The organism is Acidimicrobiales bacterium (genome assembly GCA_022452145.1).
Taxonomy (GTDB): Bacteria; Actinomycetota; Acidimicrobiia; order Acidimicrobiales; family MedAcidi-G1; genus UBA9410.
Genome location: JAKURY010000004.1, coordinates 1 through 15,169, shown reverse-complemented (window position 1 = coordinate 15,169; position 15,169 = coordinate 1). Strand labels below are relative to the sequence as shown.

General features: G+C 69.9%; 16 protein-coding genes. 6 read left to right on the top strand and 10 right to left on the bottom strand.

All coding sequences use genetic code 11. From position 1 onward, the window contains the following. Positions 1-4 precede the first annotated feature (4 nt). Complete coding sequence (locus MK177_02130; protein MCH2426113.1) at positions 5-784, bottom strand: NUDIX domain-containing protein; 780 nt, start codon at positions 782-784, stop codon at positions 5-7. Next, entirely contained in the window at positions 781-1,968 is a 1,188-nt protein-coding gene (locus MK177_02125) for a CoA transferase (GenBank protein MCH2426112.1), read from the bottom strand. Before MK177_02125 ends, MK177_02130 begins: the two co-directional genes overlap by 4 nt. A gap of 135 nt (positions 1,969-2,103) precedes the next feature. On the opposite strand from MK177_02125, the gene MK177_02120 reads away from it, so the two are divergent. Continuing rightward, positions 2,104-2,925, top strand: a complete 822-nt coding sequence (locus tag MK177_02120) for an SDR family NAD(P)-dependent oxidoreductase (protein ID MCH2426111.1) — start codon at positions 2,104-2,106, stop codon at positions 2,923-2,925. A 92-nt stretch (positions 2,926-3,017) separates the two neighbouring features. Here MK177_02120 and MK177_02115 read toward each other — a convergent pair whose 3' ends face one another. Beyond that, a complete protein-coding gene (locus tag MK177_02115) occupies positions 3,018-3,845 on the bottom strand; it encodes a coniferyl-alcohol dehydrogenase (GenBank protein MCH2426110.1) in 828 nt (275 codons plus the stop codon). A gap of 116 nt (positions 3,846-3,961) precedes the next feature. Further along, the gene (locus MK177_02110) at positions 3,962-4,387 is read right to left on the bottom strand and encodes a nuclear transport factor 2 family protein (protein MCH2426109.1); all 426 of its coding nucleotides are present in this window, start codon (positions 4,385-4,387) and stop codon (positions 3,962-3,964) included. A gap of 76 nt (positions 4,388-4,463) precedes the next feature. Between MK177_02110 and MK177_02105 the strand changes: the two genes are divergently transcribed. Continuing rightward, positions 4,464-5,726, top strand: a complete 1,263-nt coding sequence (locus MK177_02105; protein ID MCH2426108.1) for a cytochrome P450 — start codon at positions 4,464-4,466, stop codon at positions 5,724-5,726. Positions 5,727-5,757: 31 nt separating this feature from the next. Here MK177_02105 and MK177_02100 read toward each other — a convergent pair whose 3' ends face one another. Next, positions 5,758-6,678 (bottom strand): NAD(P)-dependent oxidoreductase, encoded by a 921-nt coding sequence (locus tag MK177_02100; GenBank protein MCH2426107.1) that lies wholly within the window; start codon positions 6,676-6,678, stop codon positions 5,758-5,760. A 95-nt stretch (positions 6,679-6,773) separates the two neighbouring features. On the opposite strand from MK177_02100, the gene MK177_02095 reads away from it, so the two are divergent. From MK177_02095 to MK177_02080, 4 genes are all read left to right on the top strand, one after another. Beyond that, a complete protein-coding gene (locus tag MK177_02095) occupies positions 6,774-7,880 on the top strand; it encodes a DUF1214 domain-containing protein (protein ID MCH2426106.1) in 1,107 nt (368 codons plus the stop codon). A 1-nt stretch (position 7,881) separates the two neighbouring features. Next, on the top strand, positions 7,882-8,655 hold the full coding sequence (locus tag MK177_02090; GenBank protein ID MCH2426105.1) for an SDR family oxidoreductase: 774 nt from the start codon (positions 7,882-7,884) through the stop codon (positions 8,653-8,655). A gap of 155 nt (positions 8,656-8,810) precedes the next feature. Continuing rightward, positions 8,811-9,737, top strand: coding sequence for an SDR family oxidoreductase (locus tag MK177_02085; GenBank protein MCH2426104.1), 927 nt, complete (start codon positions 8,811-8,813; stop codon positions 9,735-9,737). A 31-nt stretch (positions 9,738-9,768) separates the two neighbouring features. Beyond that, the gene (locus MK177_02080) at positions 9,769-10,545 is read left to right on the top strand and encodes an SDR family oxidoreductase (protein MCH2426103.1); all 777 of its coding nucleotides are present in this window, start codon (positions 9,769-9,771) and stop codon (positions 10,543-10,545) included. A 67-nt stretch (positions 10,546-10,612) separates the two neighbouring features. Here MK177_02080 and MK177_02075 read toward each other — a convergent pair whose 3' ends face one another. From MK177_02075 to MK177_02055, 5 genes are all read right to left on the bottom strand, one after another. Beyond that, positions 10,613-11,575, bottom strand: a complete 963-nt coding sequence (locus MK177_02075) for an MBL fold metallo-hydrolase (protein ID MCH2426102.1) — start codon at positions 11,573-11,575, stop codon at positions 10,613-10,615. A 46-nt stretch (positions 11,576-11,621) separates the two neighbouring features. Continuing rightward, positions 11,622-13,412, bottom strand: coding sequence for a nitrite/sulfite reductase (locus tag MK177_02070; GenBank protein ID MCH2426101.1), 1,791 nt, complete (start codon positions 13,410-13,412; stop codon positions 11,622-11,624). Positions 13,413-13,437: 25 nt separating this feature from the next. Next, positions 13,438-14,199: a uroporphyrinogen-III C-methyltransferase gene (cobA, locus tag MK177_02065; GenBank protein MCH2426100.1), complete on the bottom strand. Its 762-nt coding sequence runs from the start codon at positions 14,197-14,199 to the stop codon at positions 13,438-13,440. Positions 14,200-14,201: 2 nt separating this feature from the next. Next, a complete protein-coding gene (locus MK177_02060) occupies positions 14,202-14,831 on the bottom strand; it encodes a bifunctional precorrin-2 dehydrogenase/sirohydrochlorin ferrochelatase (protein MCH2426099.1) in 630 nt (209 codons plus the stop codon). Positions 14,832-14,848: 17 nt separating this feature from the next. Then, positions 14,849-15,169: phosphoadenosine phosphosulfate reductase family protein (locus MK177_02055; GenBank protein MCH2426098.1), on the bottom strand; the 321-nt coding region annotated here is incomplete at its 5' end.

Below are 15,169 nucleotides of genomic sequence, written 5' to 3'. Positions count from 1 at the left end.
GTGGTCAGGTCGGGTTGTTCCCGCAGGCCCTGTCGTCCTCGAAGAAGTAGTGGTCTTCGACCATGGTCAACCGGTGTCTGGGTCCGGGTCGCGTCGGGTCGTTCGACTCGTACCCGCCGTCGCCCTCCCACATGGCGACCGGGCCGTTCTCGGTCCATGCCATGTGGGTCTCGTAGAAGGTGGGATCGGTGGACTCCAGGTCGGCCAGCGCCGCGGAGACGTCCGCGTAGCCGGCCAACCGGTTCAGGGTCATCCAGGTGGGAGGCGCCAGCTCGATCTCGCCGCCGTCGCGTCGGGACATCGCGTCGGCCGGACGCATCCACTCGTGGTCGGTGATCTCGCCGTCGTCGATGGCGATTGACCCGGCGTCGGCCTCCAGGCGGGCCGCGAAGAAGAAGGTGGCGAACCGCTTCGGCATGACGGGGGGAGGGACCCAGCGGGCGAACCAGACCATGCCGTCGGGGTCCACGGACACTGACGCCTCCTCGGCCGCCTCCCTGACGGCCGCGACCGCTGCCGTAGCCAGATCGTCAGGCTTGCCGTCGCCGCCGACCACCGTGTCGGCGGCGTCGATGCGGCCGCCGGGGAACACCCACATGCCGCCGAAGGCGATCTTCGAGTTCTTGTGGAGCATCAGGGTCTCGATCCCGTCGGGAGCGTCCCTGAGCACGATGACGGTGGCCGCCGGGATCAGCTCCGATGAACCGTGTTCCACGTGGTGCCGGGCGTAGTCGTCGTAGCGCCTGTGGTCGCGGTGCTCCCGCCTCCCGGGCGGGACGGTCATCGGATGATCCCGGAGGCGCGCAGCTCGTCGATCAGGTCGGCGCGGCCGGTCTGGGCGACGATCTCGTCGGAGTGCTGGCCGAGCGTCGGGGCGGCCGGTTCCCGGAGTTCGCACGGGGTGCCGTGGAACCGGGTGGGTGGCCGGTGGTGGCGCACCCGACCGGCAGCCGGATGGTCGAACTCGGAGAAGACCTCGTTGGCGACCACCTGTGGGTCGCCCACCACCTCGTCGACCGCCCGCACGATCCCGAACGGCACCTGGTTGGCTTCCAGGAGGGCCTCCGCCTCGGCCACGGTGAACCCCGTCGCCCGCTGGCGCACGGCACGGTGGACGGCCATTGCCTTGTCGCGGTTGCGGGCGCGGTCCTGGATGGTTGCGAGGTCGGGATCCGAGCTGTCCACGCCCATGGCGCTGGCCAGGCCGTGGAACTCGTCGTCGCCGGGCACGGTCACCGCTGCGAAGCCACCGTCGAAGACAAGCGGGGTGTTGTTGGCGGCCACCGACTGGGGTCCGGAGTGGTCGCCGTCGAGGACGACCTCGTGGTCGGCGCCGTCTACGAACAGGAAGGCGATGCAGGCGTCGAGCATGCTCAACTCCAAGTGCTGGCCACCGGCGCCACGATCCCGGGCGAAGAGGGCGGCGGTGATGGCCTGGCAGGCCGTGTAGGCGGTGACCTTGTCGCACACCAACTGCTTGAGGAACTTGGGCTGGTCGTCGTTGATGCCGGTCTGGCTGGCCGCCAGGCCCGACTGGGCCTGGATGACCGTGTCGTAGGCGCGGCGCTGGCTGTAGGGCCCACCGGGTCCGAAGCCGGTGAGGTCGGCGTAAACGATGTCGGGCCGGATGGACCGTACGTCGTCGTAGGCGACGCCCAGTCGTTCCGCCACGCCGGGGCGGAAGTTCTGGACCAGCACGTCGGCCTCGGCAATCAGGTCCCGGATGATGGCCAGCCCGTCGGCATGTCGGAGGTCCACCACGATGGACCGCTTTCCCCTGTTGGCCACCTGGAACATGGACGAGATGCCGGCGACCGTGCTGCCCAGCCACCGGATCAGGTCACCCGTCGGCGCCTGCTCCACCTTGACGCAGCTAGCGCCCTGGTCCACGAGCATTCCGGCGGCCAGCGGCCCGGTGAGGGCGACGGACAGGTCGACGATCCTGATTCCGTCCATGGGTCCGGGCATGGGGCGACGGTAGCCGTGGCGTCCCGGCGTGGGTGTGCCGGACGGCGGTCACCTACCGTCTGGCAGCCCCTGTCCACCTCGCGACTGCTCTGGTCTGGCAGTGGGCGAACGGCTGGTCGACAACGGGAGTACGGGATGCTCGAGGAACTGGACGGAAGGGTGGCAGTTGTCACCGGGGCGGCCTCGGGCATAGGCCTGGCCATGTCGGAGGCCTTCCTGGCCGAAGGCATGCAGGTTGTCCTCTCGGACTGCGACGAAGCCACCCTCGACGCCCAGGTGGAGAGGCTGGCCGACGCCGGCGGTTCGGTGTCCGGCGTGGTCTGCGACGTGACCGATGCGGACGCGGTGGTGGCCCTGGCCAATGCGGCCTGGGACCGCCACGACGCGGTTCACCTGTTGTGCAACAACGCCGGTGTGGGCCCGGCCGGTCCGATGCTGCAGACGACGCCGGCCGAGTGGCGCTGGACGTTCGACGTCAACGTGCTCGGCGTGGCCCATGGCGTGACGGCTTTTGCCCCGCGCATGGTGGACGCCGGTGAGGGGCACATCGTCAACGTGGCCTCCCAGGCTGGTGTCATGACCACCGGGTTCCTGGGCATGTACTGCGCCTCGAAGCACGCGGTGGTCGGCCTCTCGGAGGCGCTCTACCGGGAGCTGGATCCGACGCCGGTCGGGGTGTCGTGCCTGTGCCCCGAGCTGGTGCGGACCGAGATCTTCGACGTGGGTCGGCTCCGGCCCGACTGGGTGGACGTCCACGAAACCACCGATGCCACGCAGGCGGCGCTGGGCGAGATGCTGGACCGCCGCGGAATCGAACCGGCGGATGTCGCCGCCCGGGTGGTCGACGCCGTGAGGACCGGCCGGTTCTGGGTGTTCACCCATGACGTCACGTTGGAGATGTCCATGGTCCGCTTCGAGGACCTCCGGGCGGACCGGAACCCATCGATCATCGGCTAGGCGGCGCTCCCCCCGGAGGGCGACTCCTCGGCCGTAGGGGTCGCCGAAGCGGGCGAACTCCGGTTGCCGAAGTCGGACCCAGGGGGTTGGCCTCAGCCGCCGAATCCGTACTTGGCGAAGTCGACCTGCCCGGTGGCCATGGCCGCCATGAACCCGCCGTCTATGTCCAGGTTCACGCCGTTCACGTAGCTGGCCGCGCCCTCGCTGCCCAGGAACGCCATGGCTGGGGCCATCTCGTCGGCGGTGGCCAGCCGGCCTATGCCCGCCTCAGCGGTCATCTCGATGGCGTTGTCGCCCATCGCCTGGCGAAAGTCGGCCATGATCGCGGTGTCGGTGACCCCGGGGCAGATGCTGTTGATCCGGACACCGGACTTGATGGCGGTGACGGAACGCCACATGGTCCAGTACTGGACGCACTCCTTCGAGAATCCGTAGCCGTCGCCGATCAGGTCGTCCCGACCATCCAGCCAGGCCTCGGCGGCCCTGAAGTCCCCGGTGGCGAGCAGCTCGGTCAGCTCGGCGACGTGGTTGGTCCAGCCGCCCCCCGCCAGGGAGGCGATGCTGGTGACCGACCCGCCCGACGGGATGCGGTCGAAGATCGCCTCTGTGAGGTGGCGTAGTCCCAGGAAGTTGACTCGCATGACGGTGCGGGCGTCGAAGCGCGTACCGCCCGGGATGCCGGCGCAGTTCATGACGGCGTCGATCCGCTCGGGTAGGGCGTCCAGCACGCCGTCGATGGACGTCGAATCACCCAGGTCCACCCTCTGGGAGCCGGCAACCGGACCGGTCACCTCGGCGATGTCCAGGGCGTGAACCTCGGCGCCGGCCTCCACCAGCAGAGCCGCGGTCTCGGCGCCCATACCGGTGGCCGCGCCGGTGACGAGCACGATGCGGCCGGTGTAGTCGAAGGGGCTGGTCATGCTTGCTTGCCTGTCTCTATGGGGGCTTGTCATCGGGGGGTCTGGCCGGCGCCTGAAGCGATTCGATCGGCGAAGTCGGCGCGGTCGCCGTGTCCGGGAACGTCTCGTGTCGGGGTTCAGAAGGGCGCACGGTCGAACCATGCGGATTCCTCGCGGAGCCTCCGGCTGCGCCAGCCGTCGGCCGTGCGCACCAGGTCGTGGTGGTACCAGCCGCCGGTGAACCAGGTGTCGCCGTCCGGCAGGCGCATCGGGTTGTTGAACATGGCCGTCACCCGGGCCGTGTCGCCCTCGACGCTGGCATCCACGTTGGACACCAGGTGCTGGGTCATCTCGAAGCCTGAGAGCGCGCCGTCCAGGAACTCGACGACCTCGTCGACTGTTCCGGCGATGCCGCCGGCCGACGTGTAGTCGATCTCCGCGTCGCTGGTGAAGACGGTCCGGTAGAGGTCCCAGTCGCGCCGGTCAACCGCGGTGGCGTAACGGGTGAGCAGGTCCCCGATGGCCAGCCGGTCGGCCAGGTCGCGGATCGGATCGACGGTCATGCCGGGAACCTAGGTGGCCGAGGGAGCGGTGCCCGGGTCGGGAACCTGGCTGGGTCGCGGCCTAGGTTCCGGCTACATGGGAACCGCTGGACCACGACCTGCCGACATCGACCTGTCCGACGTGGACCCGTTCTGGTCGGGGCCGATGGCCGACCGCCATGCCGGGTTCGCTGCACTCCGCAGCCAGGACCCCATCCGCTTCTTTGCCGAGATGGAGACCGATTTCCTCCCGGCCGGTCCCGGCTACTGGGCGATCACCCGCCACGCCGACGTGATCGAGGCCAGCCGCCATCCGGAGTGGTTCTGTTCGGGTGAGGGCACCAACATCCCCGACCTGCCACCGGAGTTCCGCGAGTTCTTCGGGTCGATGATCTCCATGGACGATCCCCGCCATGCCCGCCTCCGCAAGGTGGTATCGGCCGGCTTCACGCCGCGCATGATGCGGTCCCTGGAGGATGGCGTGGAGCGGACGGCAGTGGCGATCGTTGACGGCGTGGCCGAACGCGGTGGGTGCGACTTCGTGACCGAGGTGGCGGCCCGCCTTCCGCTGGCGATCATCTGCGACATGATGGGCATCGCTCCCGACAGTTACGACGAGGTCTTCAACCACTCCAACGTGGTGCTCAGCCAGGGGGATCCCGAGTACATCGCGGAGGATGTCGATCCGTTGGAGGCGCTCCTGGGTGCCGGCGCCGGCCTGGCGGCCATCATGCACGAGACCGCTGAGGACCGTCGCGGCGGCGACGGCCAGGACCTGACATCGCTGCTCGTCAACGCCGAGGTGGATGGCGAGCGGCTCACCTCCGACGAGTTGGCTTCCTTCTTCGTGCTGCTCTGCGTGGCGGGCAACGAGACGACCCGCAACGCCATCTCCTGGGGCCTGCACTACCTGACCGGGAACCCCGACCAGCGGGCCCTGTGGCTGGCCGACATCGACGGCGTCACGCCGACCGCCGTCGAGGAGATAGTCAGGATGGCCAGTCCTGTGATCCACTTCCGTAGGACTGTCACCACCGATGGTGTCAGGTTGGGCGACCACGAGTTCACGGCCGGCGACAAGGTGGTGCTCTGGTACAACTCGGCCAATCGGGACGAGGCGGTGTTCGCCGAGCCCGACCGGTTCGACGTGAAGCGCGACCCCAACCCCCACGTCGGCTTCGGTGGCCCCGGTCCGCACTTCTGCCTGGGGGCTCACCTGGCCCGCCGGGAGGTCGGCGTGATGTTCCGGCACCTCCTAACGAGGTTGCCCGACATCCGTTCGACGGCCGAGCCGGATCGCCTGCGATCCAACTTCGTGAACGGGATCAAGCACCTGCCATGTGAGTGGACTCCGGCCTGAGTCCTTGCCGCGGACGTGGCGTAGAACGGCTTCAGCCGTTGGCCGGACGTGTTCGCTGGTCGACCAGGGCCGACATGCCGTCCCGCCACGGGACGGTGCACCGGCCGGTGAGCGACCGGCGCTTCGTGGGGTCGGCCGCGCTGCCCGGCTGGCTTCCCGGAAGGTCGTAGTAGGCCAACTCGGATTCGACCCCGAGGCGTTCGCCGAACAGGGCGCACCACTGTTCGGCCGTCACCGTCTCGTCGCCACACCAGTTCACGATCGTTGCTGGACTCGCCGCCGCGTCCAGCAGCGGTGCCACCTGCGCGGCCAGGTCGTCCTCGTGTATGGGGGAGTACGGAGACCGGTCGGGAGATCGCAGCGGCACCGCCCTTCCGGCGGCGATGGCGTCGCAGTGGTAGGCGGGAAGGCCGCCGTTGGGCCCGTAGCTGGCGTTGATCCTGGCGATGGTGGTCGGCAGGCCCAGGGCCCTGGCCATGGTGCGGGCCACCGCCTCCTGACCGACCTTGGAGACCGCGTAGGTTGGGCTGTGGGGGGCAGTCGGATCACCCAGCGGGTCAGTCTCGACATAGGCGTGCCAGGGGTCGGCGTGGGGTCGGTAGACGGAGTTGGTCGAGGCGACTAGGGCGGCGGTGGCGTGACGGCAGTGGGCCATGATCAGGCCGGTGGCCTCGGCGTTGGCCCGGATGGCGCGGTCGTAGTCGGGGGTCGGGCCCTGCCACGCCGCGAAGTGGACGAGGTGGGTGAAGTCTGTCGGAAGGTCGCCGTAGTCGCCGGTCTCCAGGTCGGCCACGTGCGGGTGGACTCCGATCGACTCGGCCCGTTCCCGACTGCCGTCGGCCGTATAGCGGGCCAGGCCCCACACCTCGTTGTCCCGCGCCAGGAACCTGGCCACCGGATGGCCGATCTGGCCGGTCAACCCTGTGATCAGGATCTTCTTGTCGGTCGGCACGTCGGCCAGCGTAGGTGTCGACCCGATGCGGTCGCCGATCGGGTCACGGGCCACACTCGTTTCTGGATCGAAGGGGCCGGGTTGAGGGGAGGCAGATGTCCGAGACGCGTGTTGCGTGGGCCGGGTTGCTCGAGGTGCTGGCCGAGGCCGGTGAGCGGTTCGCCGGTGAGGAGTGGATGGTGCTCGACGACCGCGACGTCGCCGAGGCCCACCGCACCATCGCCCACATCCTCCAGTCGGGGCTGGTGAGCCACGCCGAGTTCGACCCGGAACGCCCGGTATGGCGCCGGATCGTGACGCCGACCCGCAAGTTCAGCGGCGACAATGCCGACGCCGTCTACTTCGAGGCCCCCATCCGGGGCGACCGCACCTACCGGATCACCGGAAACCTGGCCGGAGCGGTGTACACGGCGTTCACCGTGGAGGCCGGGGCCTTCGACGGCTCGTACCCGGACCGCACCGACGGGGTGCTCAACGACATGCAGTTCGACGTTGTCGCCGACGGCTCCTACGAGATCGTCCTCGGGGGTGAACCCCGGGACCGGAACTGGCTGGGGCTGTCGGCCGACGCCGGTCGCCTCACCAGCCGCCACTACTTCGAGTGGGCGTCGTCGGCCGCCGCCGAGGTCCACGTGCCGCTGACCATCTCGAACCTCGACCCACCCGATGGGCCGCCGCCCCCTTGGGATGACGCCCTGGTGGCTGCTGCCATCGGGCGGGTCGCCACCCATGTACGAAGCAAGACCATCGACGGTCCGCGCCCGGCCGACCGCACCGCGCCGCCCGACTGGGTGGGCCGAATCCCCAATGGGTTCCCGGTGCCCCAGGCGCCGGGCGATCTTGCCCTGTCGGCTACCGACGCCCACTATTCCCTGGGTCGGTGGTTGCTCGGGCCCGACGAGGCGCTGGTCGTCACCGGCCGGTGGCCCGAGTGCCGGTTCGCCAGCGTGTGCGCCTGGAACCGGTTCCAACAGACCCTCGACTACATGAACCGGCCGGTCAGCCGGAACCGGGCCACCACCACCCTCGAACCCGACGGCTCCTTCCGCATGGTCGTGGCCCATGCTGACCCCGGTGTCCCCAACTGGATCGACACCGAGGGTCGGCCCTCGGGCACCCTGTTCTTCCGCTTCTTCCTGCCCGAGGGCGACGTGGAGCCCCTGGGCGCCGAGGTCGTCCCGTTCGCCGAGATCGGAACCTGACGTGGACCGAGCCGACATCGCCGCCCTGCACGACCTGACCGGGCGGGTAGCCGTGGTGACCGGCGGGAGTCGGGGGATCGGTCGGGCGGTCGCAGAGGCATTCGCCACCCAGGGAGCCAAGGTCGTCGTCTCCAGCCGGAAGGCCGACGCCTGTAATGAGACGGTGGCCGCCATCCGTACCGCCGGTGGCGAGGCCCTCGCCGTTCCGGCCCATGTGGGCGACCTGGGCGACCTGGACCGGCTGGTCGCCGCGGCCGTCGGCGCATACGGAGGCATCGACATCCTGGTCAACAATGCGGCCAACTCGGTGGCCCAGCCAATAGGAGAGATCACCCCCGAGGCGTTCGCCAAGTCGTTCGACGTCAACGTGCGGGGTCCGCTGTTCCTGTTCCAGGCCTGCCTGCCCCACCTGCTGGCCTCGGAACACGCCTCGGTGGTCAACGTGATCTCGGCCGGGGCGTTCCTGAACACCCCCGGGGTGTCGATGTACGGGGCCGGCAAGGCGGCGCTGCTGCACTTCACCCGGTCGATGGCCGCCGAGTACGCCTCGCGGGACATCCGAGTCAACGCCCTGGCCCCGGGGCCGGTGGACACCGACATGGTCCGCAACACCGGGCCCGAGAGCACGGCGGGCATGGCCCGATCCAACTACCTGAAGCGACTGGCTGATCCCGACGAGATGGTCGGGGCGGTCCTGTACATGGCGTCGGATGCCGCGAGCTTCATGACCGGCCAGTGCCTCACGGTCGATGGCGGGATGGTCCCGGCGCGGTGACCCCCGACGGTGGGATGGCCCCGGCGCGGTGACCGTCGACCCGTCGAACTCGTCTTCCCGGTCGGGGTCGGGGATCTGGAGCGCCGCTAGGGTGACCACAGGATCTGACGGACCGTCAGGTCGCTGAACCTCGCCCAACACTCCGGGAGCAGACAATGGCCGGCCACCTGGCAGGAAAGAACATCGCCGTCACCGGTGCCGGGAACGGGATCGGCCGGGCCATCGCGCTGGCTTGCGCCGACGAGGGCGCCAACGTGGTCGTCGCCGACTACGGCGTGACCATGGACGGCAGCGATCCGTCCAGCGAGGTGGCCGACGGCGTGGTGGACGAGATCCGGGCAGCCGGCGGAACCGCGATTGCGGTGGCCGGCGACGTGTCGGAGATGGAGGTGGGACATCGCATCGTGGACACGGCTGTCGAGAACTGGGGGAGCATCGACGGCGTGGTATGCGTAGCCGGCATCGTTCGCGAGCGGATGCTGTTCAACATGAGCGAGGAGGAGTTCGACCACGTCGTCGCCGTGCACCTCAAGGGCCACTTCACGCTCTACAGGGCCGCCTCGGCGGTCATGCGCTCCCAGGAGACCGGCGGCAGCCTGGTCGGGTTCACCTCCGGTGCCTTCGTGGCTTCGACCGCACAGGCCAACTACTCGGCCGCCAAGGGTGGGATCGTCTCGCTCACCCGCAGTGCGGCATTCGCCCTGCGGCGCTACGGCATCAACGCCAACTGCATAGCCCCGGCGGCCATGACCCGCATGTCGGAGAACGTGCCGTTCGAGATCGAGGCCGGTGGCCCCGAGGCGATAGCCCCGCTGGCCGTGTACCTCATGTCGGACGCCGCCAGGGACACGACGGCTCAGATCTACACCTGTACGGGGAAACGGATAGCCGTATGGAACCAGCCCGAGGAGTTGCGGCACATGTCGGCCGACGACGGTGAGATGTTCACCGTGGACGAGATCGCCGAGAGGCTCCCGACGGCCATCGGCACCGAGGAGATGCCGATGTTCGCCGACCTGGAACGGCGGATGAGGGAGATGGCCGAGAAGAAGGCTGCAGAAGAGGCCGGGACGGCGTCCTAGCCGCCGACGCCGACGCGCCTACCCTCCTGCCATGACCGTTCCCACCTACGTAGAGGGCCATGGCCTGCTGGCCGACAAGGTCGTGGTGGTCACTGCGGCGGCCGGAGCCGGTATCGGCTTCGCCGTCGCCAGGCGGGCCGTCGAGGAGGGCGCCACGGTCGTCGTCTCCGACGTCCACGAGCGTCGCCTCGCCGAGGCCGCCGATGCCCTGGAGGCCCTGGCCGGGCAACGTCCGGTGGCCCGGCTCTGCGACGTACGCCACGAGGCCGACGTGCAGGGCCTCATGGACGCGACAGTGGCCGAGCACGGGCGCATCGACGTGCTGGTCAACAACGCCGGCCTGGGTGGCGAGACCCGGCTCGTGGACATGACCGACGAGGAGTGGGACAGGGTTCTGGACATCACCCTGACCGGCACCATGCGCTGCACTCGGGCCGCCCTGAGGATCATGGAGGCCCAGGGCCACGGTGTGATCGTGAACAACGCCTCGGTGGTCGGATGGCGGGCACAGGCCGGCCAGACCCACTACGCGGCGGCCAAGGCGGGCGTGATGGCGCTCACGAGGTGTTCGGCAATGGAGGCGGCTGGTTCCGGCATCCGGATCAACTGCGTGTCGCCCAGCCTCGCCATGCACCCGTTCCTGGCCAGGAGCAGCAGCGAGGAGCTGCTGGACTCCCTGGTGGAGGGTGAGGCGTTCGGGCGGGCGGCCGAGCCGTGGGAGGTGGCCAACGTGATGGTGTTCCTGGCCAGCGACTACTCGTCGTACATGACCGGCGAGGTCGTCTCGGTCTCCAGCCGGCACCCGTAGTCCGACCGTTTCCACGCGGGCCGTTGGACGGTGCCGGGCTGCCGGACCGACCGGCGACCTTTCCGGGTCAGGCCAGGCGCCAGTCCGCCTTCCAGTCGGAGTCGTCGCCCTCACTGAGGCTGTCCACCCGTCCGGCCCGGGAGAGGGCCAGCAGGTGGGCGTAGACGGAGGCGCCGGCGGCCTTGTGGAGCTTCTCGTCCACGTCGGCGTACAGATCTACCACGATGGAGGCGATGTCGCGGGGGCCGTCGGCGAGTGCGTCCAGGATCTGGCGCTCGCGCATCCGCCGGTGTTCGATGAGCGACGCCACGTACGGGATGGGATCGGTGATCGCCGGTCCGTGGGTTGGTCGGTAGGTCGTCTCGGGCCGGTCCAGGAGAAGACCCAGGCTGGCCAGGTAGTGGTTCAAGTCGCCGTCCGGCGCCGGGACCACCGAGGTCGACCAGCCCATGACGTGGTCTCCGGTGAACAGCGTGGACTCCTCCTGGAGGGCGAAGCAGAGGTGGTTGGAGATGTGGCCCGGCGTGTGGAGCGCCTCGAAGGTGAAGCCCGCCCCGGCTATGACGTCGCCGTCGGCGGCCACCACGTCCGGGACGAAGTCCCGATCGCCTGACCCCTCGCCGTCCTCGGACTCCGGCTCCTCGCCGGCCTCGATCGCCATTCGCACCCTCTCCTCATGGGCCCGGATGGCCTCGGCGGGATGCGGGCCGAAGCCGTGTGTCGGGGCGCCGGTGGCCTCCTTCAGCGCGGCGGCGGCCGGGGAGTGGTCGGGGTGGGTGTGGGTGATCAGCAGGTGCGTGACACGCTGGCCGTCCACGGCCCGCAGCAGGGCCGCCACGTGGTCGTCATCGGCCGGGCCGGGGTCGATGATGGCCACGTCGCCACCGGCGGCCGGGCCGACGATGAACGTGCCAGAACCGTGGTAGGTGAACCTCGACGGGTTGTTGGCCACCACCCGGCGGACCAGCGGCGACACCTGTTCCACCTCGCCGTAGGGCGGGGTGTCCTCGGTCCGGAAGACGGGGGCCATGGCGAGATCCTGCCCCATGGCCGGTGCCGCCGGGGAGACGGTCGGGTCAGGTGGCGCACTCCGACTCGCCGATGACGGCCGCATAGGGGCCAGTTTCGTCGTAGTCCACGTAGTACTCGGGGCCCTCGTCAGGCGTCGGGAACTCGTCCAGGTCCTTGAGGCCCGCAGCCACCTCCTTGGCGCCGCCGGCGCGCTCCAACCAGTCGATGAAGCGTTCACCGGCCTGGCGCTCGCCGACGAACCGGCTGACGACCCGTACCGTCGCCTCGGCGGCGTTCTTGGCAGGCAGCCGCAGCGCCTTCTGTCCGAAGTGGATCTGCTCCTGTCCCACGTAGCCGCCCAGCAGCATCTGGTAGCCGGGGGCCGACTGGCCGTGGGCCCGGCGTTCGGCTCCGAAGAAGCCGATGTCGGCGGTGTGGTGCTGGCCGCAACTGTTGGTGCAACCCGAGATGTTCGTGCGCACGCCGCCCACCTCGGCCAGGCCGGCCTCGTCCAGGGCGGCCCCGATGGCGCTGGCTAGGCCGCGGCTCTGCGTGACCGCCAGGTTGCAGGTGTCGGCGCCGGGGCAGGCCACGACGTCCCGGGAGAGCTCGGCACCCGGGCGGGCCATGCCGGCGGCGACCAGTCGCTCGTACAGGTCCGGAAGCTGTGCCTCCGTGAGGTCGCGCAGCACCAGGTTCTGCCGGTTGGTGACCCGCACGTCCACGTCGAACTCCCGGACTATGGAGGCCACAGCCCGGAACTGGCCGGACGTGACGTCGCCCAGCTCGCACCAGGCGTAGGCCGACACGGTGCCGTTGGCGGCGCCCCTGACCACGTTTGCCTCAACCCACCGGTCGTAGTCGCTCAGGGCGCCGAGGGTCACCGGCGTTCCCTGGCCCATGGCCGTCGGGGTGACGCCGTCGGCCACGCCGGCCGGCTCGTCGCCCCATTCGGTGACCACGGTGGGGATGCCTCCCGGCCAGGTGGAGGAGGCGGGCAGCAGCTTGCGGGTGGCCAGCACCCGGCGCCGGACCTCGTCGATGCCCAACTGGTCGACCACCCACTTGAGGCGGGCCCTGAGCTTGTTGTCACGGTTGCCGGTCTGCTCGAACACCCGGAGCACGGCCTCGATGGTGGCCAGCAGGTCCTCCTTCGGCGTGAACTCCTCCAGGGCGAGCGCCGGGAACGGCGTGGTGCCGAGGCCGCCGGCGATGTATACCCGGAAGCCCTGCTCCACGCTGCCGTCGTCGAACGTGCGGGTGGCGGCGATCACGCCGACGTCGTTGAACATGGCCTGGCCGCAGTCGGTGTCGCAGCCAGAGAAGTTGATCTTGAACTTCCGCGGGAGGCGCTGGGCCAGCGGGTTGCGGACGAAGTGCCGGTAGGCGGCCTCGGCCCACGGGGTGACGTCGAGGACCTCCAGGGGGCAGGCGCCGGCCAGGTGGCAGCCCTGCACGTTGCGCACCGTGTCGCCACACGCCTCACGGGTCGTGAGGCCGACCTCGGCCATCCTGCGCATGACGGTCGGGATCTCGGCCAACTCCACGAAGTGGAACTGGATGTTCTGCCGGGTCGTGATGTGTCCCCAGCCCCGGCTGTGGTCGTCCACTACGTCGGCCAGCAGGTCCAGCTGGTCGGCGGTCATGGCGCCGTAGGGCACCTTGACCCGCACCATCTGGCTGGTACCACCCTGGCGCTGGCCGTAGATGCCGTTGTTCAACCGGAAGACCCGGAAGACGTCCTCGGCGATACGGCCGGCCTGGTAGTCGGCGAGCATCTCCTCGAACTTGGCGATGTCGGCCGCCATCTCGGGATGGATGGGGGAGACGTCCGTGGGGTTGGTGAGCTGTGTCATGGTCGACTCTCCTCGGGCATGTGGGTCAGTGGGATGAGCGCTCGGTCAGGGCGACATCGGCGACGAGTCGTTCCAGCCCGGCCTCGTCGGTCACCTCGAGTGCTGCGACGGTGCCGATCACCAGGACGGCTGGTGCGTTGACGGTGTGGCTGTCGAGTTCGGACAGGGTGGTCCGCAGGGTTCGCTGGGCGGTGGTCGTGGCCGATTCGACGACGGCCACCGGCATGCCCGGAGCCATGCCGCCGGCCAGGAGCCGTTCGGCGATGGCCGCGGTGCGCGATGCACCCATCAGCACGATGAGGGTGGTGCCGAGGCGTGCCAGGGCGTCCCAGTCCAGGTGGCGTCCTGCGGTCGGGTCCTCGTGGCCGGTGACCACCGTGAACCCGCTGGCGTGGCCCCGCATGGTGACGGGTATGCCCGCAGCGGCCGGACCGGCCACGGCCGAGGTGATGCCGGGAACCACGGCCACGTCGATTCCGGCCCGACTGAGTGCCTCCGCCTCCTCGCCGCCACGGCCGAACACGAACGGGTCGCCACCCTTGAGGCGGACGACGGTGTCGGCCCTGTGCGAGGCGTCGACCAGCACGTCGTGGATGCGATCCTGGGCGTCGGCCGGTCCGCCGGGGCGCTTGCCGACGTCGATCACCTCTGCCCACGGGGCGATCAGGTCGAGTACCCGTGGGTCCACCAGTCGGTCGTGGATGACGACGTCGGCGGCCTCCAGCAGGCGCAGCGCCCGCACGGTGAGCAGGTCGGGGTCGCCCGGGCCGGCGCCAACCAGGTGCACGGTCACAGGATCGCTCCGTCCATGAGGGGGTCGTCGAGGCCGACGGCGGTCCGTATGCGCTGCCGGGCCGCCGCAAGGTCGCCGGCCCGGACCAGGTCCAGCAGGTGGTCGTCCAGGGCGGCCTCCCAGCCCGCTGACTCGCTGCTGCCGGCAGTTTCCCGGAGTTCGGTTCGGACCTCGGCGGCAAGCGTCAGGACGGTGGCATGCTCCGGGCCGATGGCACCGTCGATCGTGCGGCGCAGCCACGCGGCGACCGCAGGGCTGCGGCCGTTGGTGGACACGGCCACCTGGAGGTCGTCGCGGGTGGTGACCGCCGGGAGGGTGAACGAGCAGTGTTCGGGATCGTCAGCGCTGTTCAGCCAGACGTCGGACGCTTCGGCGTCCCAGTAGACCTGCCCGTCGACCGTCGGGTCACCGGTGGCGGTGACGGCCAGCCTGTACGAGGCCACCTCACCTCGTCGGTAGGGGCGCTGGTGCCAACGGACCCGGTGGTCGTTGGCGATCTCGTCAACCGCCTCCGGAGCCACCACGGTGACCTGGGCTCCGGCGGCCAGCAGGCCGCGGGCCTTCCGGGCGGCGACGTCGCCGCCACCCACCACCAGGGCCCGGCGACCCTGCAGGTCGAGGTTCACGGGATACGGGGAGGTGGTCACAGGTGCAGTCCGCATTCGGTCCTGGCGGATCCGGCCCAGCGGCCGCTCCGGGGGTCGGCACCCGAAGCGGGTCGCTCGGTGCACGGCCAGCATCCTACGGAGGTGTAGCCCTCGGCGAATAGCGGGTTCCGGATGACGTCGTGGCGTTCGACGTAGGAGGCGGCATCGGCGTCTTGCCAGGCGGCCATGGGGTTGACCTTGACCAGGCCGCGGTGGTCCACCTCGACGATCCGCGCCGACGCGCGCTCCCTGCCGTCGTCGCGCCGTAGGCCCGAGAGCCAGGCCACCTTCCCGGCCAGCGCACGGTCCAGCAGGTC